The sequence below is a fragment of the Nakamurella sp. PAMC28650 genome, assembly GCF_014303395.1.
Classification (GTDB): Bacteria; Actinomycetota; Actinomycetes; order Mycobacteriales; family Nakamurellaceae; genus Nakamurella.
In genome coordinates, this window is the sequence record NZ_CP060298.1 from 2,467,421 (window position 1) to 2,488,354 (window position 20,934).

At 69.9% G+C, this 20,934-nt stretch carries 16 protein-coding genes; 9 read left to right on the top strand and 7 right to left on the bottom strand.

From position 1 onward, the window contains the following. Positions 1-32: 32 nt before the first annotated feature. A complete protein-coding gene (locus tag H7F38_RS11235) occupies positions 33-803 on the bottom strand; it encodes a TIGR03089 family protein (protein ID WP_187094129.1) in 771 nt (256 codons plus the stop codon). Next, positions 803-2,746 carry an LCP family protein gene (locus tag H7F38_RS11240; protein ID WP_187094130.1) on the bottom strand — a complete coding sequence of 648 codons (1,944 nt, stop codon included), beginning with the start codon at positions 2,744-2,746 and terminating at the stop codon, positions 803-805. The genes H7F38_RS11235 and H7F38_RS11240 overlap by 1 nt, the downstream gene beginning before the upstream one ends. A gap of 443 nt (positions 2,747-3,189) precedes the next feature. Here H7F38_RS11240 and rfbB point away from each other — a divergent pair, with 443 nt between their 5' ends. The 5 genes from rfbB to H7F38_RS11265 all read left to right on the top strand — a co-directional run bounded on the left by rfbB (position 3,190) and on the right by H7F38_RS11265 (position 9,159). Then, on the top strand, positions 3,190-4,185 hold the full coding sequence (rfbB, locus tag H7F38_RS11245) for a dTDP-glucose 4,6-dehydratase (protein ID WP_187094131.1): 996 nt from the start codon (positions 3,190-3,192) through the stop codon (positions 4,183-4,185). Between the two features lie 15 nt (positions 4,186-4,200). Continuing rightward, positions 4,201-5,085, top strand: coding sequence for a dTDP-4-dehydrorhamnose reductase (rfbD, locus tag H7F38_RS11250; RefSeq protein WP_187094132.1), 885 nt, complete (start codon positions 4,201-4,203; stop codon positions 5,083-5,085). Between the two features lie 371 nt (positions 5,086-5,456). Next, positions 5,457-6,821 carry a CAP domain-containing protein gene (locus H7F38_RS11255; protein ID WP_187094133.1) on the top strand — a complete coding sequence of 455 codons (1,365 nt, stop codon included), beginning with the start codon at positions 5,457-5,459 and terminating at the stop codon, positions 6,819-6,821. Positions 6,822-6,893: 72 nt separating this feature from the next. Continuing rightward, the gene (locus tag H7F38_RS11260; protein ID WP_187094134.1) at positions 6,894-7,994 is read left to right on the top strand and encodes a chorismate-binding protein; all 1,101 of its coding nucleotides are present in this window, start codon (positions 6,894-6,896) and stop codon (positions 7,992-7,994) included. 235 nt (positions 7,995-8,229) lie between these two features. Then, entirely contained in the window at positions 8,230-9,159 is a 930-nt protein-coding gene (locus H7F38_RS11265) for a hypothetical protein (protein ID WP_187094135.1), read from the top strand. A 127-nt stretch (positions 9,160-9,286) separates the two neighbouring features. On the opposite strand, the gene H7F38_RS11270 is transcribed toward H7F38_RS11265, so the two are convergent. Genes H7F38_RS11270 through H7F38_RS11290 form a run of 5 tightly spaced genes read right to left on the bottom strand, consistent with a single transcriptional unit; the run spans position 9,287 to position 15,508 of the window. Beyond that, positions 9,287-10,459, bottom strand: a complete 1,173-nt coding sequence (locus H7F38_RS11270) for a glycosyltransferase family 1 protein (protein WP_222618596.1) — start codon at positions 10,457-10,459, stop codon at positions 9,287-9,289. Then, positions 10,408-11,967: a glycosyltransferase gene (locus tag H7F38_RS11275; protein ID WP_187094136.1), complete on the bottom strand. Its 1,560-nt coding sequence runs from the start codon at positions 11,965-11,967 to the stop codon at positions 10,408-10,410. Before H7F38_RS11275 ends, H7F38_RS11270 begins: the two co-directional genes overlap by 52 nt. Then, entirely contained in the window at positions 11,964-13,373 is a 1,410-nt protein-coding gene (locus tag H7F38_RS11280; RefSeq protein WP_187094137.1) for a glycosyltransferase family 2 protein, read from the bottom strand. The genes H7F38_RS11275 and H7F38_RS11280 overlap by 4 nt, the downstream gene beginning before the upstream one ends. Beyond that, positions 13,370-14,662, bottom strand: coding sequence for an ABC transporter ATP-binding protein (locus H7F38_RS11285; RefSeq protein WP_255498338.1), 1,293 nt, complete (start codon positions 14,660-14,662; stop codon positions 13,370-13,372). Before H7F38_RS11285 ends, H7F38_RS11280 begins: the two co-directional genes overlap by 4 nt. Beyond that, entirely contained in the window at positions 14,663-15,508 is an 846-nt protein-coding gene (locus H7F38_RS11290) for an ABC transporter permease (RefSeq protein WP_255498415.1), read from the bottom strand. A 291-nt stretch (positions 15,509-15,799) separates the two neighbouring features. Between H7F38_RS11290 and H7F38_RS11295 the strand changes: the two genes are divergently transcribed. The 4 genes from H7F38_RS11295 to H7F38_RS11310 all read left to right on the top strand — a co-directional run bounded on the left by H7F38_RS11295 (position 15,800) and on the right by H7F38_RS11310 (position 20,912). Further along, the gene (locus H7F38_RS11295) at positions 15,800-17,620 is read left to right on the top strand and encodes a hypothetical protein (RefSeq protein ID WP_187094139.1); all 1,821 of its coding nucleotides are present in this window, start codon (positions 15,800-15,802) and stop codon (positions 17,618-17,620) included. An 86-nt stretch (positions 17,621-17,706) separates the two neighbouring features. Continuing rightward, a complete protein-coding gene (locus H7F38_RS11300; RefSeq protein WP_187094140.1) occupies positions 17,707-18,801 on the top strand; it encodes a glycosyltransferase family 1 protein in 1,095 nt (364 codons plus the stop codon). A 102-nt stretch (positions 18,802-18,903) separates the two neighbouring features. Further along, positions 18,904-20,034, top strand: coding sequence for a glycosyltransferase family 1 protein (locus H7F38_RS11305; RefSeq protein WP_187094632.1), 1,131 nt, complete (start codon positions 18,904-18,906; stop codon positions 20,032-20,034). Continuing rightward, positions 20,031-20,912 carry a glycosyltransferase family 2 protein gene (locus H7F38_RS11310; RefSeq protein ID WP_255498340.1) on the top strand — a complete coding sequence of 294 codons (882 nt, stop codon included), beginning with the start codon at positions 20,031-20,033 and terminating at the stop codon, positions 20,910-20,912. The genes H7F38_RS11305 and H7F38_RS11310 overlap by 4 nt, the downstream gene beginning before the upstream one ends. The last annotated feature ends 22 nt before the right edge of the window (positions 20,913-20,934 follow it).

Below are 20,934 nucleotides of genomic sequence, written 5' to 3' on the forward strand. Positions count from 1 at the left end.
GGTCGACCCGATTCGGTCCCTTCAACGGGGTATCACCCCTCCGAAGGGACCGAATCCACCGGGCGCGGAAGTCCCGGGGCGTCGAAGCCGGCGGTGGCGGTGGCTTTCTCGGCCAGGACCTGATCGAGCAGCACCTGGCCGGCCGAGTCGGAGTGGACCACAGAGCCGTCGACGGCGAGGGCGGCGAGCAGGGTGCCGGCGACACCGCCCGGCAGCGTCCACGGCAGCGTGGAGAACAGGCGTGCCCCCGGGGCAAGGCCGGCGGCCTCGGCCAGTGCGAGCAGGTCCGAGACGCTCACGTCGCCCTCGGCCGTCCGGAGCGCCGCCGCATCCGCGTCCACCCTGCTGCGCGGCGAGAAGCGGTCGGCCTGGGGGAGCACAGCGGTGGTGAAGTCCCGCTGATGCGGTGCGACCGCCCGGCTCGGCGCGCCGAGCGGGTGGCCGGACACCACGAAGACCTCGTCGGAGGCGCCCAGGGCGGGGTCGGCGCCGTCCGGGACGAAGGCGGCCGAAGCTTCGGGCAGATCGAGGTCGGTGACGGTCAATCCGGCCCACCAGCTGCCCAGCAGGATCGGTGCGCACTGCCAGCCCGCGCCCACCCCGACGAAGACGAGATCACCGCTGCGGCAACCGAGTTCGTCCAGCAGCAGCCCGGCCACCTTGGCCGACCAGTTGGCCAGCGAGGCGGTCGACAGCTCGGTGCGGAACCCGCCGGAATACGTCGTCAGCCGGGGACGATGACCGTCCCCGCGCAGCAGCGGACCGAGCAGGGCCGCCGTCAGGCCGTCGGTACCGAGCGGCATCAGTTGACGCAGCCGACCGTGGCGGCCGTGATCGGGGCCGGACCGGACGTGGTGGTGGGGGCCGCGGCGACGGCACCGGCCGCGATGCCGACGGAACCGGCAGCGGCTCCGGCGGCGGCTCCCGCTGCGCCAACGGCGCGCAGGCCGGACGGAGCCGGCATGTCCCGGCCGGCCGCCACCGACACGTGCCCGCTGCCGATGGAGTCGTCCTGGACCAGGGTGCCCTTGCCGCCCAGGGCCTTCTGCACCGAGACCGCGGCCGCCTTCGCGCCGGACGGGTAGGAGATGGTGGTCGTGGCGTGCTGGTTGGCGGAGGTGACGCCCGGGAACGTGGTGATGTCGCCGGCCTTGAACCCGGCCGTGCTGAGCGCGGCGGACACCGAGGCCGCCAGGTTGTTGATCCGGGTGGCGTTCTGCACGTCGACGGTCACCGAGGCCGGATCGACCTGCGCGGCGGCCGCGGTGGTGCTCGACTTCGCGCTGGACCTGGCGGCGGTGGTGGCGGCGGCGCTGTCGCTGCCGGACGAGCCGTCGATCGCCTTGAAGAAGGCCTTGAGCTGGGCCGGGTCGGTGGCCAACGCGTCAGTGCCGCTGGCCGTCGAGGATCCGGTGGTCGGCATCGTCTCGAACTTGACGTTCCCGCCGGACAGGTTCGACATCTGCTCGGCGAAGCCCGTCAGGTCGAAACCCGAGTCCAGCACGACGGCCTTGCCTGCTGCATCCAGCAGACCCGACAACTTGCTCGGCGAGGTGAGGACGCCGGCCGAGAGCATCTTGCTGGTCGCCCCCGAGAGGAAGGCCTGCTGCCGGCGAACGCGGTCGAGATCGCCGTTGGGCAGGCCGTGGCGCTGACGGACGAACGCCATCGCCGTACTGCCCTGCACCACCTGGGGACCGGCCTTGAAGACGGCGCCGGAGAACGGGTCGTTGACTGCCGCGTTCAGGCAGACCGGCACACCGCCGATGGCGTTGGACAGCGTGTAGAAGCCGATCAGGTTGACCTCGGCGTAGTGGTCGATCCGCAGTCCGGTGAACGCCTGCACGATGGCCTGCAGCTCGGTCCGGCCGGCGTTGTCGGAGTCGACCTCGCGCTGCGCGGCCGTCATCCCGCCCTTGGTCACGTCGTACTGCTGCTGGTAGGCCTTGGCCGTGCTGTAGAAGGAGTTGATCTTGTTGGCCTTGTAGGGCCCCTTGGTCCCGTCGTCGTAGGGGCCCTTGACCTGGTCGGTGATGGACTGCGGGATCCAGGTGTCGCGGGGGAGCGAGACCGCCGTCGCCCGGCCGCCACCCTGCGGGATGTGCACGATCATGATCGTGTCGGTGTTGATCCCGCCGCCGTCGGCCTGGGTGCTGACCGCAGCCAGCTGGGCCGCCGTCAACGGGTTGCCCTGCTGGTCGGTACGCGCGTCCGAACCGATCAACATGATGTTCGTACCGCCGCGGAAGAGCACACCGGCCTCGCCGGCGGTCGCCGTGCTCGGGCCCTTCTGGATCTTGTCGTCGGCGTTCTTGAGGAATATCGATCCGAACGCGACGCCGGCCAGGACGGCCACCGACAGCACGCCGGCGATGAGCCGGCCGGCGACGATCACGCCCGGCGTGCGGCGGGTCTGCTCCGGCACGGGCAGCCCCGGCTCGAACCCGACGGGCTGCCGGGGGCCGTACTGCTGATCGGGCGGGAGTACCGGTCGCCGGACCGGGGGCGGCTGCCGGCCGCGCAGGCGGGGGTCGCCCTGCGCCGGGGCGTCGTAGCCGAGAACGCCGGGCGGGTAGACCGCCGTCCGGTCTGGTTGGTCGGCCGCCTCCGACCAGGCCCGACGAGGGTCGGGACGACCCGGCGTCGGCTGGCCCGGCCCGGCCTGACCCGGCCAGGGCGCCTGCCCCGGTTGCGGCGCCTGTCCCGGTTGCGGCGGCCGGCCCTGACCCGGAGCGCGGGGCGGCACCGGACCCCGACCGTACGGATCAGGGCCCTGACCGTACGGACCAGGGCCTTGACCGCGTGGATCAGGGCCCTGACCGCGCGGTGGCACCTGGGGCCGGCCCGGATCTGATGAACCGCCGGGCCCGTAACGACGCGGCCCGCGTTGCGGATCGTTGTCGGGGGACCTGTTCATGGCACGGACCTCTCTCGGCGGTGTGGACGGGGCGCCTGGCGTGCGCGGGTCGGTGACCCGCACGGCGGGCGCCCTGATGCAGGGACGCCCGATGGCGAGGTGCGGTTGCGCCGGACGCCTCGACCGAACTGAGCGTAGCGACCGCACCCGGCAACCCCGGGTAGCCCGAACCGGGCGGACCGGTGAAAAAATCCCCGTGCAGCGCGGGGCACGTCACATGTGCCGCTCGCTGTGACGGTGGGGGTCGCGCGGGTGGGGCACAATGACCGACCATGCGCATCCTCGTGACCGGTGGAGCCGGGTTCATCGGCTCGGCATTCACCCGTAACCTCCTGGCCGACGCCTACCCCGGTCTGGAGGGAGCCCACGTCACGGTGCTGGACAAGCTGACCTACGCGGGCAACCTGGCAAACCTGGCGAGCGTCGAGGACTCCGACCGGTACGTGTTCGTCCATGGAGACATCTGCGACGCCGAGCTGGCCACCAGACTGGTCGGCGAGGCCGACGCGGTCGTGCACTTCGCGGCCGAGTCGCACGTCGACCGGTCGATCCTGGGCGGGGCCGATTTCGTGCTGACGAACGTACTGGGCACCCAGACCCTGTTGCAGGCTGCGCTGTCGACGAAGCTCACCAAATTCGTGCACGTCTCCACCGACGAGGTCTACGGATCCATCGACGAGGGCTCGTGGGACGAGAGCTGGCCCCTGCAGCCGAATTCGCCCTACTCCGCGTCCAAGGCCTCCTCCGATCTGATCGCCAGGGCCTACGCGAAGACGCACGGCGTGCCGGTCGCGATCACCCGTTGCTCCAACAACTACGGTCCGTACCAGTTCCCGGAGAAGGTCATCCCGCTGTTCGTCACCAACCTGATGGACGGCGCCACCGTGCCGCTCTACGGCGAGGGGACGAACGTCCGGGACTGGCTCCACGTCGACGACCACTGCCGCGGCATCGCGCTCGTGCTGGTCGGCGGCCGGCCCGGAGAGGTCTACAACATCGGGGGCGGGACCGAACTGACCAACGCCGAGCTGACCTACAAGCTGATCGAGGCGACCGGGCGCGACGAGTCGTTCATCGAGCGGATCCACGACCCCCGGGGCGGCGGCCACGACAAGCGCTACTCGGTGGACATCTCCAAGATCCACGCCGAGCTCGGCTACAGCCCCCAGGTCCCGTTCGAGCAGGGTCTGTCCGACACCGTCGCCTGGTACCGGAACCACCGTGACTGGTGGGAGCCGCTCAAGGGCCGCGCCGTCATCGATCGCTGACGGCGGGGTCACCTGATGACGCGACTACTGATCACCGGTGCCCGGGGCCAGCTCGGCTCGGACCTCCTGCGGGCCGCTGCAGCGGCCGGCATCGATGCGCACGGGCTGGGCTCGGCCGACCTGGACATCACCGACGCCGCGGCGGTGCACGCCGCCGTCACGACGTTCTCCGCTGCGGGTGACCGGCCGGCCGTGATCATCAACGCTGCGGCCTACACGGCGGTCGACGCGGCGCAGACGAACCCGGACGACGCCTTCGCGGTGAACGTGACCGGTGCCGCAAATCTTGCGAGAGCGGCTGTCTCCCAGGGCCTGGGCCTGATCCACGTCTCCACCGACTACGTCTTTCCCGGTGACGGGACCCGGCCCTACGAGATCGACGACCCGACGGGTCCGCGCAGCGTCTACGGCTCGACCAAGTTGGCCGGGGAGCAGGCCGTCCGCGCCGCCCACCCGGGTGCCCACGTGGTCAGGACGGCCTGGGTGTACGGCGTCGGCGGCCCCAACTTCGTCAAGACGATGGCCCTCCTGGAATCCAGGCACGACACGATCACCGTCGTCGACGACCAACGCGGGTCGCCGACCTGGTCGGCGGACCTGGCCGCGGGTCTGATCGAACTGGCCGGGTCGGACGTGCCGGGCGGCGTGCTGCACGCGACCGGGGCGGGCGAGACCACCTGGTGGGGGCTCGCGCGGGCCGTCTTCGCCGAACTCGGTGCCGATCCGGACCGCGTCCTGCCGACGACCACGGAAGCCTTCCCCCGCCCTGCGCCGCGGCCCGCCTACTCGGTGCTGTCGGGCCGCGCCTGGTCCGAGGCCGGGCTGGCCCCCCTGGGTAACTGGCGCACCGCGCTCGCCACGGCCTTCGCCGCCCACCGGTCCGGGTTCGTCCCGTCCTGACGGAACGGGGCAGTGCGGGGGCGGTCCGGGCGCGGTGGTGGCGGATCACCCGGTGATGACCCTCCGTAGCCGTTCGATGCCGGACCAACCCGCCTGAGGCAGCCGCCGCGTATATCAGCGAGAGGACGCCATCGAAGAGTGACACTCCCGGAATGAGCACGTCATTTCGGCCGATTTTGGCCCGGAACTCTTTCACTCTCACGAACCTGTCACTCAGTGTGTACAAGAAATTACACTCGGTGCCAGGGACAGTGCGTTTCGCGCTATGACGCTGAGTGACTGGAGTGGTTGGTTTGCACAAGGTCGGGTCGAACAACAACAGGGTCGGTTCCAGTCGGTGGCCCAGGTGGCTGGGTGCCGTCATTTCGGCGGTGTCGGTCGCCGCCGTCCTGACCGCGACATCGGCCGGCGCCTCGACGCCCGCCCGGACGTCCGTCGCCGCGTCCTCCGCCTCGATGGCGGCCACGGCGCAGATGGTCGGCTTCGACCAGCAGATGATCCAGCTGGTGAACCAGGCCAGATCGGCCGACGGGGCGCCGGCCCTGACCGAGGCCGTCGGTCTCACCCGGCTCTCCCTCTGGTGGTCCTCGCAGGAGGCGGGCGGCGTCAACAACTACACGCTTGCGCACAATACGAACGCCTGGACGATGTTGACCGCCTCGCCGTACGGTGCGGCCAACCGGACCAGCTGGGGCGAGAACGTCGCCTGGTCCTCGTCCACGGCCAGCACCGCCCAGCAGATCTTCACCGCCTACATGAACTCAACGGGGCATCGGGCCAACATCCTGTCCCGGAACTACCGCTACATCGGGATGGGGACCGTCAGCGGCTCGCACGGGCTGTTCAACACCACCGAGTTCACCGATGCGGTGCAGCCCGGTCAGGCCGTCACCCCGCCGGTGATCACCCCGGCCCCGCCCGTGATCAGGCCCATTCCGCCGGTCGTTACGCCGGCCCCGCCGGTGATCAGGCCGGCTCCGCCGGTGGTCAGGCCGGCCCCGCCGGTGGGCACACCCGCCTCCGCACCGAGATTCGCCAACGGCACCTTCATCGTCGACACCGGCACGACGGCGGTGTACCGCGTGGTCGGCGGAGCCCCGGTCTACGTCTCCTCCTGGAGATTCCTGGGCGGCAGCAGGCACCAGATCGTCAGGGTCTCGCACGCCCAGCTCCTGGCGATGCCGAAGACCCCGGTCGATGGAACACTGCTCCGGACCGCGCCGTTCGGCCAGCTCTTCCGCGTCGTGGGCGGTGCTCCGACCTACGTCTCGTCATGGGCCGTCGTCGGCGGGCCGCACCCGTACCTGTACGTCGATCCGGCCGCCATCTCCAACGCCGGGCAGCTGGGGGTCTGGAACCATCTCCGTGCGACTCCCGCGGACGGCACCTTCATCAAGACCTACGGCAACAACCTGACCTATCGGATGGCGGGGGGCGCCCCGATCTTCGTGGCCACGTGGGCCCCGTTCGGTCACCCCCGACCGACCGTGCAGGTCGATCCGGCCGTCGTGAGCCGCGCAGGCGAGGGTGGGGTGTGGGTGCACATCAAGCGGTATCCGGCCACCACCACCTACATCCGCGGTGCCGGAACCACACCCGTCTACCGGGTGGTCAACGGAGTTCCGTCGCTGCTCACGTCGTGGTCCCAGGTCGGCGGCGTCCAGACGACGACCGAGGTGGATCCGGCCGCCATCGCCAGGGCCGGGACCGGCGGTCAGTACAACCACCTGCGGTAGTGGTCCTCGGGCCGGCCCGACCGGACGGTGGGGAGCCGGAAGGCCCGGCCCGGCCACTACGCTGGCGGCACGATGTCCATCGACAGCACGGTGTCCGGCCCGGCCGCGCGGCTCGTACCCGCGGGGTGGGCCGGCGTCCCGACGGCCTACCTCGGTGGGCGGCTGGCCACTGATCTGATCGACGTCGCCGACCTCCGCGAGCGTCCCGATGCGCTCGAAGCGGGCGGTTGGTGGGCGGTGCTCGGCACCTTCGAAGGACGGATCAGGGCCTACCGGTTCGGGCACGTCCGGAGGATGAGCCTGGCGGAGGCGATGTCGTCCGTGGCCGGCGATCGACCCGCCGCGGGTTGGCGGGGACCCGATCGATCGGAGTGGCGCAGCTCGGCCGGTCACGACGAGTACATCGGGGGAGTGGCGGCCATCCGGGAACGGATCGCCGCCGGCGACGTGTACCAGGTCAATCTCTGCCGGATGCTCTCGGCGCCGTTGCCGCCGACGGCCGATCCGTGGGCGCTCGCCGTCCGGCTGGCCGACGGCAATCCTTCGCCCTACCAGGGGATGCTGCACACCGGTGACGACTGGGTGGTGACGGCGTCCCCCGAGCTGTTCCTGTCCCGTTCCGGGTCGGAGGTGCACAGCTCGCCGATGAAGGGCACCACACGGTCCGGAGAACCCTTCGCCGCCAAGGATTTTCCCGAGAACATCATGATCACGGATCTGGTCCGCAATGATCTCGGACGGGTCGCGATGCCCGGTTCGGTGCGGGTGACGCGGCTCGCCGTCCGTGAGGAGCACCCCGGCATCGCGCACCTGGTCTCGACGATCCGGGCCCGACTCGTCCCCGGCGTGGGGTGGGAGTCCCTGCTGGGCGCGACCTTTCCTCCCGGATCGGTGTCCGGTGCGCCGAAGTACACCGCGCTGCAGGTGATCGGCGAGTGGGAGCCGGTACCGCGGGGTCCCTACTGCGGCGCGGTCGGCTTCGTCGACGCCGACCACGGCGAGGCGGTGCTGGCCGTCGGCATCCGTACCTTCTTCACCGCCGCCGACCCCGACGGGGGCCGGACGCTGAACTTCGGCACCGGCGCCGGTATCACCCATCTGTCCGATCCCGAGGCCGAATGGCAGGAGACCGAGCTGAAGGCCGCCCGCCTGATCGCACTGGCCAGCCGCTGAATCCCGGCTTCGCGCGCCGCTGCATCCGATTGATTGGAATGCGACCCATTCGTGTCCCTGGGCACCTTCCGCTCACCTGGCACCCGCGTTTCGTACACGGTGTGCGTTCGGGGGCCGGACCGGGTCGCTGATCCGTGTGCACGCCCGTCAAACGTGTGACGGACCGTCAAAGGTAGGTGATTGATCACTGATCTGCTACTACGCAACGCTACGGACGGCGACTTATAGTAGCTAGATGCTGAAAAAACTCCTGCTCGCCGCGCTGTTGGTCGTGGCGTCGATGACGGTCGTCCCGCAGATCTCCGCCAGTGCCTCGGGGTGGGGGGCCGCCGGCGGTAACCCGCAGTACGACAACACCGCAGACGGCCGGACGCCGATCGCCCACCGCTGCTCGCCGATCAGCTCGCGGCAGTTCGCCGGTGACCTGACGGGCCAGGACGGCAAGGGGGTCAACGCGACCATCGGGTTCAACCTGGTGAACGCGGCCGGCCAGACCATCGATCTGGGCGGCTGCGTGGCCTACGGCTACAGCGCGATCGTGCAGCTGAACCACTTCGTCGGATTCGCCGGCCAGACCATGGGCAGCGTCCAGCACAACGTCAAGGGGGTGGCAGAGGGAAGGGTCGACTCCCGGTTCTCGGTCTCCTACCTGCCGGCCAACGCCACCGCGGTCTGGATCGAGACCTACACGCGCGCCTACACCGGCAGCCCGTGCGGGATGAACTGCGCCGGCGAGCCGGACGAGCGCAAGTACGGCTGGACCAACCGCCGGGTGGTCCCGGTGTCGACCTATGTGCACCTGACGGCGCCGACGACACCTGCCTACGGCGGCACGACCGGCAACATCCAGGCCCGACTGGTGAACTCCAGTGGCCAGGTCACCGATCCGGCCCACTGCGGCGGCACCAGGAACACGAACTGCGTGCAGATCTACACCTGGTCCACCTTCTCCCCGGAAGGCCATGTGGTCGAGGGGTGGGGCGCGGGTGACCGGTACGGCGTGGGTCAGTACCGTTTCGTCTCGCTCGCCTCCGGAGTGGCGGCCGGTCAGCCCTACAAGATCCGGGTGACCTTCATCAACGGCAACGGCGCGGCCTACCGGCAGATCGAGGCCTACACCAAGGTCTGGCGCGGCTACACCTCCAACCTGTCGATCCACATCTGACCGCTACCACCGCAACGAGCTGACACAGCTGGATTGCACCGATCGGGCCGGACCCGCACCACGCGTGCGGGTCCGGCCCGATCTGCGTCCGCGTCAGCCCTGTCTCGGCGTCAGTCCTGCGTCCCCGTCACTGCTGCGCGGCCATCCGGTACGCGGCCAGCGCCGCCGCCACGCAGGCGGACCACGTCCACCCGGCGGCATAGGCCCGCAGATCCCCGGCCTCCGGGTGCCGACCGGTCAGGACCTCGGAGATCCTGTCCGCGAGCGATTCGGCGTCGCCGACCGGGAAGACCGCCGCGCGACCGCCAGCGACCTCGACCATCGCCGGCGAATCGCTGATGACGACCGGCGTCCCGCAGGCCATGGCCTCCAGGATCGGCAGGCCGAAGCCCTCGTAGACCGAGGGCATCACCAGGGCTACCGCCCCTGCGACCACCGACGGCAGGTCGGCCTGGTCGAGGTAGGGGACCGTGATGATGCCCGGCTGGGACGGGAGCTCGCCACCCCATCCGCTGCCGCCGACCAGCACCAACGGCGGGACATCGGCGTCGATCGCACGTAGCTGCCGGTGCGCCGCAGCCAGGGTGCTCAGTCCCTTCCGCGGCTCCCTGGTGCCGACGAAGAGCAGGTATTCGGAGGGAAGGGACAGCCGCGCCTCCAGATCGTCGTCGGGTCCGGCTGCGGTGAACCAGGTTTGGTCGACCCCCAGCGGCGTCACGACGATCCGCTCCCGCGGGAATCCATACGTCTGCGCGATCTCGTCGGCGGTCACCGCGGTCAGGGCGCACACCGCCGCCGCCCGCCGCAGACCTTGCGGGACCAGTTCGCGGTAGACCAGCGAATCCGGGTGCACGGTGGCCGGAAGGTGCAGGAACGACAGGTCGTGCACCGACAGCACTCCGGCGGCCCTGCGCAGCGGCGGCAGGACGTAGTTAGTGGCGTGGAAGACGTCCATCCGCCCCGCCAGCAGCTCCACCGGGGGGAATGACGAAGAACCCCAGGCCTTGCGCAGCGCACGCGCCGGTACCGGTATCCCTCGTCGTCGCACACCGGGCGGCAGTGCGGCGGCCAGCGACCTCCAACCCCGGAGGGTGAACGCCGTGGCGGCGAGCTCGATGTCCGGCATCTGGGCCAGGCCCTCGACCAGATGGTGCACGAACCGGCCGATCCCGGTGCGCTGACCCAGCAGGGGGGTGGCGTCGACCCCGACCCGCAGCCGGGGGTGCCGGGTGGGTCCGGCCGAGGGTGTCAGCCCCGGCCGCCGTCCAGCAGGTGCCGCTCTTCGCAGATCTCGGCCCACCGCGCCTCGAAGGCGGCGTCGGAGAAGTCACGCGCCCGCAGGATCGACGAGATGCTCATCCGGGCACGCAATTCAGCGTCGCGGGCGACCCTGGCGGTCAGTTCGATCGCCTGTGCCTTGGTCTCCCAACGGAACCCGTCGATTCCCTCCCGGACGATCTCCTGCTGACCGGCCCGGTCGATCACCACCGGCACGCAGCCGGCGGCCATCGCCTCGGCCGTCGTCATGCCGAAGTGTTCGTTGCGCCACGGCTTGCGCTCGGTGTCCTCCTTCATCCCGGTGGCCGACCAGACGATCGAGGCCCGGTTCACCAGGCTTTCCAGCTTCTTGCGGGAGGCGTTGGGGTGCAGGACGATCGGCAGCCCCTCGGAGGCGGCCATCACCTTCTCGAAGTACGGCCGGTTCTCCACCTCGCAACCGCCGATCAGATGCAGGGTCCAACCCGGCGGCAGATGTCGACCGTTTACCAGTTCGGCGAAGATGTCCACCATCTCGAGCTGACGCTTGGAATGGCCCCGGCTCGGGTCGAAGAAGCGCCCGATGGCGACGATGGTGTGGTCGCGTTCGACGCTGGGCCGCATCTTCTCGACGTCGATCGGAGGGAAGAGCAGGTCGGAGTCGGCGTCCCACAGACGGGAGATCCATGACTGGGTGTAGTGGGAGATGGAGACGATGGAATCGTATTTCTGGAGGTGGTCGAGATTCTGCTTGCCCAGTGCCAGCCACGGGAACGCCCGCAGCAGCCGCCCGGGGGAGGCGAAGCGCGACCTCAGGTTGCCGCGGAGCATGGCCACCCCGAGTTCGCGATCATCGCCAGGGGGCGAGAAGGTGTCGGAGACCAGTCGCAGGGTCCGGGCCGAATCCCGGGCCGGTACCTGGATCTCGAGGCGCCGGAAGTTCTGCGACACCGACGTCCGTAGCACCTGGGTGCCGTCCTGGTCCAGGATTCGGACCTTGGCCGGCCCCTGCGCCCCTGGGCGTCCGAGAGTCAGTGCCATCAGTTCCCGGCCGCCGTGCGGTAGTTCCAGCAGCGCATCGCCGCGGCTCCAGGACCACTTGGTCCGCAGGCCGCCCTCCGGCGGGTACCAGCCGGTGCCGTAGCCGAACCCGTGGATCTGGCTCGGGTTGTGCATCCGGGCGCCGATCGACCGGGCCAGCCGCCGGCGGGTATCGCTCAGCTCGTGATCGAGCGGGGTGGGGAAGAAGCAGACCAGGGCGGAGCGGGCGGATCGCGGCACCATGCTGGACATGTAGGTCGAGTTCACCACCAGGTCGTACTCGGCGGTCGCCCTGGCGATCTTGGATTCCTCCGGATCCGGGACGACCCTGACCTTGACGCCGGTCAGGTCCAGCGAGAGGTGGCTGGCCAGCGCGTCGATGTCGACGTCGACCGTGGAGAGCAGATCCACCTCGTGCCCCTGCCGGGCCAGGCCGACGGCCATCATGCCGGCGTAACGCTCGCCGCCCCCCTGCGACGGCCAGAAACGGTCGTAGACGGCGGTTTTCATCTGCTGGTGACCAACCAATTCTCGAGTTCTTCGCGCCCGACGACTGCCGAGCGCCGCAACTGACGGCGGGTGACCAGCAGCCCCGGCAGCTGATGACTGTAGGAACCCATGATCTTCACGCGGACCTTCAACTGGCCCAGAGCCGGTCGCCGGCGGGTGCGCACCGTCGACACCGCCATGCGCAGGGCCATCTTCGCGGTCGTCCCGACGAACCGGCCGACCCCTCGGACGGCCCGGGGACCGGTGGCGTCCTTGGTGAGCGTGTAGAGGCGGTTCCGTTCGACGTGGAACAGCCACCTGGGTGACCAGGGGGTCGAGCTGGCGGAGTGCAGGTGGCGCAGCACCGCATCCGGTACGTACTCGATGCGTCCCCCCTGGGCCCGCAACCGCCAGGACAGGTCGATGTCCTCGTAGTACATGAAGTAGCGCTCGTCGAAGAAGCCGATCCTCCTGGCCGACTCGGTGCGCATCGCAATACCGTTGCCGCAGGCGGCGAAGACCTCTTCCGCCACCTCGTACTGGCCGTGGTCGACCTCCTGGAAGCCCCGATCGGCCCCGGACCCGTCCACGAAGACGATGCCGCCGACGTTGTTGACCACGTCGAAACGGGGCTCGTCCGCCATGACGGCCAGCACGGCGTCGATGGGCTTGCCGGCGTCGCTGGTGCTGACCACGGTGACGGTGGAGCGGGCCGTGGAGAAGGTGACCGGGATGTGCGGCCGGGTCATCGTGGTGATGAGGACCTCGTGCTCCTCCCGGTCGTCGGCGTGCCGTGGCATCGGGACCATCAGCACGCCTTCGGGGAACGACCAGCGGTACTGCTCGTGCTGGTGTCCCTCCGGGCCGAAGGTGGCCTTCTCGAAGAGGACCTTGTTCGTGACGTCCTTCCCGTCGACCCAGACCTGGTAGATCCGCGCTCCGAGTTCCCGCGGATCGAGCCCGCCGGGCAGGAAGGCCTCGGTCTTCACCTCCACCTGGACGAACCGCGGCATGAACACGATCTTGGAACTGGTCGCGACCAGTTCACCGGTGGTGTCCGCCTCGAGCGGCTTCAGCAGGTTCTCCAGCCAGGTCGGCTCGGGGATGGCGTCGTTGTTCAGCAGCACCGAGTACTTCGTGCGGGTCCGACGCAGGGCCACGTTGTTACCGCCGGCGAACCCCCGGTTGACGTAGGAGGTGAGGAGCTCGACCTCCGGGTAGCCCTCGGTGATCAGGTCGCGGGAGGGGTCGGCAGATGCGTTGTCCACCACCACCGTGCGGAACGACCCGGCCGGCATCGTCTGGGCGGCCAGGCCGTCCAGGCATCCCGGAAGCATGTGGGCGCCGTTGTAGTTGACGATGATGACGGTGGCGATCGCGTCGGTCGCTGCGTGCTCCGGCGTCGACGGAACTGGTGGTGCGGTCATCGGAGAACCCCTGTACGTACGGCGGTCACGCCTGCTGGAGCCGCATCGTCGAGGCCGGTGGTCATCTGGTGGTCGAGCAGCATCAGGCCGGGGGCCAGATGGTCTTCGATCCGGTGGACCTGTGCGGATCTGGTGTGCGCCAGGGTCTTCCCGTCCCTGTCGAAGACCTGGACCGACACGCGGATGACGGCGCGGATCGGCATCCGGGCGCCGAAGGAGAAGCGCATCCACCACCGGCCGCTGTCGGCCGGTAGGTCGTTCCGGTAGGCGGTGGCCGAGAACAACGGGAGGTCCAGCGGGCCCACCGCCATCACCTCGACCCGATCGATGAGCGAAGCCCAGTGGTCGTCGACCCGCACCTCGGTGACGATGTCGAAGTCCTCACGGGGCGCGATGGCGGCGACGGGCCGGTCCCCGTGCGGCGTCGAGACGAAGATCCGGCCGAACTCGATACCTCCGTCCGGAACCAGCGTGAGCGGTTTCGGCGGCTCGTCGGTGCCCATGATCCGGCGCAGCGTCTCGATGGCACCCTCCGGTTCGCTGTCGTCCACGATCACGCCCTTGTTCAGGACGATGGCCCTGGTGCACAGCTCCTGGACCTGGGAGAGCGAGTGCGAGACGAACAGGATGGTCTTGCCGTTCTCCTGGAATTCCTGGATCTTCTCCATGCACTTGCGCTGGAAGGCCTCGTCGCCGACGGCGAGCACCTCGTCCACCAGCAGGACGTCGGGATCGACGTGGATCGCGACCGCGAAGCCCAGCCGGACGTACATGCCGGACGAGTAGTGCTTCACCGGCTGGTCGATGAATTCGGCCAACTCGGAGAACTCGATGATCGACTCCATCGCCGCATCGGTCTCCAGCCGGCTGAGCCCGAGCAGTGACGCGTTGAGGTAGACGTTCTCGCGTCCGGTGAGCTCGCCGTTGAAACCGGCGCCCAGCTCGAGCAGGGAGGCGATCCGACCCTCGACGGTCACCTTTCCCGAGGTCGGCCTCAGGATGCCGGACAGGATCTTGAGCATCGTCGACTTGCCCGAACCGTTGGGACCGATCAGGCCGACGGTCGAGCCGGGCATGATGTCAGCGCTGAAATCACTGATCGCGACGAAGTCCTCGGACTGCTCGGCGCGGCGGCGGATGATCTGTTCCTTGAGCGAGGTCGCACGTACGCTACTGGTCCGGAACTGCTTGCGCACGTTCCGCGCCGAGATGATCGGCATGACCGCCCCGGGGGCAGGCGAGGCGTCGGCAGGGCCGGCCTCCGGCATGGGATCGGCGGAGAGGCTCATTCAGATGTTTTCCGCGAAGTCGGCCGACATCCGCTTGTACACGGCGAACCCGAGGGCGAAGATCGCCGCCGAGATGGCGGCGCCCAGGGCCAGGTGCTCCAGGTAGAAGGACCACTGGGTGCTGACCAGCACCTTGTCCGTCGACCCGTTGATGGGTACGTCGGCCGCGTAGATGGCGCGCTGCATGGTGACCACCACGGAGGCCATCGGATTGACCCAGTAGAGCCAGGCCCAGCCGCCGAGTTCGTGGTAGACCTGCACGATCGCGTAGACGATGGGGTTGACCCAGAAACCGGCCATCAGCAGGATCTCGACGATGTGGGTGGTGTCCTTGTAACGGACGTTGAGTGCGGCCACCAGGAACGAGACGCCGACGGCAAGGACGCCGGCCACCGCGACGGCCGGGAAGATCAGGATCAGCCCTGGCCCGATCATCGCCGTGTAGCCGGTCGCGGCCATCACCACCATCATCGTCCCTAGCTGCAGCACCAGATGGATCAGGTTGAATCCGACGGCCGCCAGCGGGAGCACCGTCAGGGGGAACGGGACCTTCTGGACCAGCCCCGCATTTCCGATCACGCATCCGCATGCGGTCTGCACGGACCCGGAGAAGAAGTTCCAGATCAGCAGACCGGCCATCAGGTAGTACCCGAAGTGCGGGATCCCCGACTTCAGCACCACGCCGAAGACGAAGGAGTAGACCACCAGCAGCACGAGTGGATTGGCCAGGGACCACAGGAATCCGAGCACACTGCCCTGGTACTTGACCTGGAGGTCTTTCCGGATGATGCCGCTCAACAGCTCCCAGCGGAGACGGTTCTGCGCCCGTGCCCGATCGACAACCACCAAGGTCAGATTTCCGTTTCGCTCGAGTGTCGTGGCCACGGACCGCGTCCGCAGCGCAGGTGGCGCCATTATTCGGCGCCGGGGAGAACAGCCCACCGCAGACTCGCCGCGGGGCCCGGACGCGACTGGAATCGGTCTTCCCGAGGCCGGCAGGGCCGTCCGATCATATCCCGGGACCCCCTGCGGACCGGTCAGGCAAGGCTACCCGGCCGGAACGATGCCCGGATTCGACCATCTCTTTACCCCGTTCGGGTATTCTCAGAAGGTGATCACACTAGCGAACTCGGCTCGATGACGGCCGGCACCAGCATCGAGCGGCCGGTCGACACCGGCACGGCTTCCGACGGCGCTGCGGCCGCCGCGCCCGATGCGTCGGGGACCGTCGACCCGTCGGTGCGGCCGCAGGTCGCAGCGTCACCGCGCGGGATCCCGTGGCTCCGCGTTGGGGCCGTGCTCGGTGTGCTGGTACCCCTGGCGATCATGGTCCGCTTCGCCTGGCACTCCGCCCCGTCGTTCGACGGGGCGATGAACCTGCAGGTCGCCAGCAATCTGAGCGACGGCCTCGGTTTCGTCCGCAACTACGGCGGCGTCACCCTGTTCCCGGGCGAGATCCAGACCTCGGGGGCCTTCCTGTTCCTGGCCGCGGCCCTGATCAAGGTGCTGGGTACCTCCAGCATCGTCTTCGAGTTGCCCAACCTCATCTTCCTGGCCCTGCTGCTCGTCACGGTGAGCCTGACATTGCGCCGCTGGCCGGTGATGCGGATTATCGGGCCGTCGGCAGTGTTGTTCTGCGTCGGGGGACGACCCACGGCTACGCAAGCCTTGCCCGGCATGGTGGAGAACGGGCTCCACGGCTACGGCGAATACGTCGTGGCGGCCCTGGTCCTGGCCGGCTTCGCCTTGGTCGGTGCCGCAGCGAGTGGAATGCGTCGCCCCGTGGTCGCGTCCGGCGTGGCCTGGGTGCTCGTCGGTCTCGCGTTCACCGTCAAGATCATCGCTGCCCTCGCGTTCCCGGTTCTGGCCGTCGGAGTGATCGGGCTCGCCCTGGCCCGTCCGGCGATCAGGCGCTGGAAGCTGGCCGCCTCGGTTCTGCTCGCCGCCGTTCCGGTCGCGCTCGTGGAACTGCAACGGCTGGTCTCGTTGGGGTCGGTGAGGGCGTTCACGAACTATTGGAGCAATCAACTCGCCAGTGCCGGGGCCCAGGCGGGCGTCTCCAGCGGTGGGGTGGCCGATGCCGCTGCCCAGACGGGCGTCGGCCAGGGCCTCGTGACTGCCGATCCCAAGATCTCGATCTTGCGGAAGATCGGGGATCACCTGCATCTGCTCGGGGCGGCCACCGGGATCGATACCGCCATCCTGCTCATGGTGTTGGCACTGCCCTTCGCGGTGCTGGTCGGGCTGTTCCTGGCCAGACGTGAATCCTGGCGTACCTGGCTCGCCAGGCCGGCGGCCCTGCTGTCCGTGATGCTGGCCATCTACGCCGGCGGCTACCTGGTCTGGTGGCTCGCCATCACCCCGACCTCGAAGGCATGGCTCCGCCGGGTGATCATCGCGCTCGTGGTCATCGCACTGCTCTACCTGCTGCTGATCGGAATGGCCAAGGACCACTGGAATGCCCGGGCTTCCCGTCCCGTCGTCGTGCGCAGCACACGCCGCAACACGATCCTGGGCATCGCCTGGGGCGTGGCGGGGGTGCTGGGCTTCCTGAGCATCCTGCCGGGCATCACCACGGCAAATCTGCAACTGTCCGTCGCGCTGGGCAGCCAGACTCTCCCGACCGTCGGCGACGCGCAGGTCGAGCAGGTCGCCACGGCGGCCGAATCGCTGCAGAAACAGGGCGACACCCTGTACGGCAACGGTTGGTGGTCGGCACCGGTCGTCGCCCTGTACGGCGACCTCGCGCTCGGCAACCTGGAACTCGTGAAACCGTGTTCCGCCGACATCGTCGCCGGCAAGGCTTACCTGATCTGGGACTACTTCGCCGCGCACCTGTCGAGCGCCGCGCCGATCAGCACGATCTACGACTACACCCGCGTGGACGTGGGGGCCAGCCACGACGGCTCCTTCTGGAAGGTGAGCCTCAAGGCCGGCATCACGTGTCCGGCGGCCTGACGGCACGCACGCCGCTCACAGGTCGGGCAGGAACGAGAAGCGCCGGACGTCACCCGGTCGGCCGGTCGGCCGGTCGGGGCTGACGGGTGGGTGTCGTCAGCGTCATCCTCGAGCAGAGCCTCGCCCCCGTTCCGGGCGGGACGGGGCGGTACGCCCGGCAGTTGGCGGAGGCGTTGGTTCCGCTGGCCCCGCCGGGATGGTCGGTGCGTTCGATCACCGCCTGGCACCGGGACGTCGGACCGGCGCGGGCGCCCGGAGTCGTGGGGCCGCACCGTCTGTGGCTGGGCCACCGCGGTCTGACCGCGGCCTGGGAGCGCGGCGCCCCACCGTGGCCCGGCGGTGACGTCGTGCACGCGACCACCCCCCTGGCGCCGCGCCGGCGGCGGGCTCCGCTGGTCGTCACCGTCCACGACGCCGTGCCCTGGACGCATCCGGAGACGCTGACGCCCCGCGGGGTGGCGTGGCACCGGAAGACGATCGAGACGGCGGCCCGCACCGCGGACGCGATCATCGTGCCCAGCGCCGCCACGGCGGAGGAACTCTCCCGGTTCGTGAGCCTGGGTGACCGGGTGCACGTCATCCCGATGGCCGCGACCGTGCTGGAGGTGCCGGCTGACGCCGCACGACGGCGGGCGTCGCTGGGTCTGCCGCCGCGCTACCTCATGAGTCTGGCCACCCTGGAGCCGCGCAAGGGCCTGGACGTCCTGCTCGCGGCGCTCGGCCGGCTCGGCGCAGACGCCCCACCGCTGGCGGTGGTCGGCCAGACCGGGTGGGGCGGTGTCGCCCCGGAGGCCATCGCGCACGCCGAGGGCGTCCCGGGTGATGCGCTGCACGTTCTCGGCCGGATCGGGGACGACGACCTCGCAGCCGTGCTGGCCGGGGCCGACGCGATGGTCGTCCCGTCGCGGGTCGAGGGGTTCGGGATGCCGGTCGCCGAGGCGATGGCCGCCGGCGTGCCGGTGATCCATTCCGACGCCGCGGCACTGGTCGAGGTGGCCGGCGGGGCGGGTCTCACCGTGCCGGTGGGGTCGGCGGCCGCGTTGGCCGACGCCATCGCGACGCTGTGGCGTGACCCGCTGCTGGCCGGGCGGCTGGAGGCGTCCGGACGGGTCAGGGCGGCCGGTTACACCTGGTCCGCGACGGCCGCCAGCACCTGGGACCTGTACCGCTCCCTGCGCTGATCGCCATGATGTCGGTGCGGCACATCGTGTCCGCATAGGATCTGGCCCGGGCGCCACGCTGTGCGCCCGCTCATCGGAAAGGTCGGTGCCGTGCTGGCGAGGATGCCGAGGGTGTTGCTCGACGCCACCGCCATCCCCGCGGACCGCGGTGGCGTCGGGCGCTACGTCGACAACCTGGCGGCTGCCCTGGATGTCCTCGGCGTCCCGCTCACGGTGGTCTGCCAACTCGCCGACGCGCCGGTCTTCTCCGGGTTGGCCCCGCACTCCCGGATCGTGCCCGTCGGCCCGGCGGTGGCGGCCAGGCCGGCGCGATTGGCCTGGGAGCAGACGTACCTCCCGCGGCTGGCCGGCCGGCTCGGTGTCGAAGTCATCCACGCACCGCACTACACGATGCCGCTGGCGACCGGGAAACCCACCGTCGTCACCCTGCACGACGCCACCTTCTTCTCCGACCGTGAACTGCACCTGGGTTTCAAGGGCAGGTTCTTCCGGTCGTGGACGCGGCTCTCCCTCCGTCGTGCCGCCCGGTGCATCGTGCCCAGTCGGGCCACCGCCGACGAGCTGGTCCGGTACGCCGGCGCCGCATCCGGCCGGATGACGGTGGCCCACCACGGCGTGGACTTCGAGCTCTTCCGCCCCCCGACACCGGAGGAGGTCCGTTCCTTCGCCGGCCTGCTCGGCCTCGGCGACCAGACGTGGGTGGCGTTCCTGGGCACCCTGGAGCCCAGGAAGAACGTGCCCGCCCTGATCACCGGATTCGCCGCTGCGGTCACCGGCCGTCCGGACGCCCCGGCGCTGGTGCTGGCCGGCGCGCCCGGCTGGGACACCGGGGTGGCGCCGGCGATCACCGCACTGCCCGCCGGTGTCACGGTGATCAGGACCGGCCATCTGGCGATCGAGCTGATGCCGGCCCTCCTCGGTGGCGCCGAACTGGTGGCCTACCCGAGCCTGGGCGAGGGGTTCGGCCTGCCTGTTCTGGAGGCGATGGCCTGTGGGGCCGCCGTGCTGACCACCCGGCGGCTGGCCCTGCCGGAGGTCGGCGGTGAAGCCGTCGCGTACTGCGGTACGGAGGCCGCCGACATCTCCGCAGCTCTCAGGGATCTGCTCGCGGACCCGGCGCGTCGGGCCGACCTGGGCGCCGCCGCGGAGTCACGGGCCGGGTCGTTCACCTGGGCGGCCTGCGCCGGGCAGCACCTGCAGGCCTACGAACTGGCCGTCGGAGCCCGCTCGTGACCGGCGTCGGAGTCGTCACCGTCACCTTCTCGCCCGGCCCGACACTGCCGTCCCTGCTGGATTCGATCGGCCTGGCCACTGATCGCGACGTGCGGGTGGTCCTGGCCGACAACGGTTCCACCGACGGGAGTGTCGAGGCCGCGGCCGAACGCGACGGTGTCACGCTCCTGCGCACCGGAGGCAACGTCGGCTACGGCATCGCCGCCAACCTCGGGATCGCCGAGCTCGGCGGGGAGGTGGACTTCGTGCTGCTCACCAATCCGGATGTGGTCCTGCGACCGGGGTCGATCGACGAGTTGGTCGCGGTGGCCCTGCGGTACCCGACCGCCGGCGCCGTCGGGCCGTTGATCCTGACCGAGGACGGCACCGTGTTCCCCTCCGCCCGGCGGCTGCCCTCGATCGGCTCCGGCATCGGACACGCGCTGCTCGGCTGGTGGTACCCGAAGAACCCGTGGACGCGCGCCTACCGCGACGACCGGGCGGCACCGGTCGAGCGGGAGGCGGGCTGGTTGTCCGGCGCGTGTCTGCTCCTCCGGCGGGAGGCGTTCGAGGCGGTCGGCGGGTTCGATCCGTCGTACTTCATGTACTTCGAGGATGTGGATCTCGGAGACAGGTTGGCACGTCACGGCTTTCCGAACATCTACGCTCCGTCGGCGGTGGTGGTGCACGTCGGAGGGGACTCGGCCGGCAAGCACCCGCGGGAGATGGCGCTCGCGCACCACCACAGTGCCTACCACTACCTCTCCAGCCGCTACGCCCGGTGGTGGCAGGCCCCCCTGCGGCTGGTGCTGCGCGTCGGCCTGGCGGCCAGGGCGACGCTGGCCGCACGCTCGGCCAAGGTCGCCGGCGGTGCCGCGCTGCCGGAGCGCAAGGCGTAGCACGGCACGGCACGGCACGGCA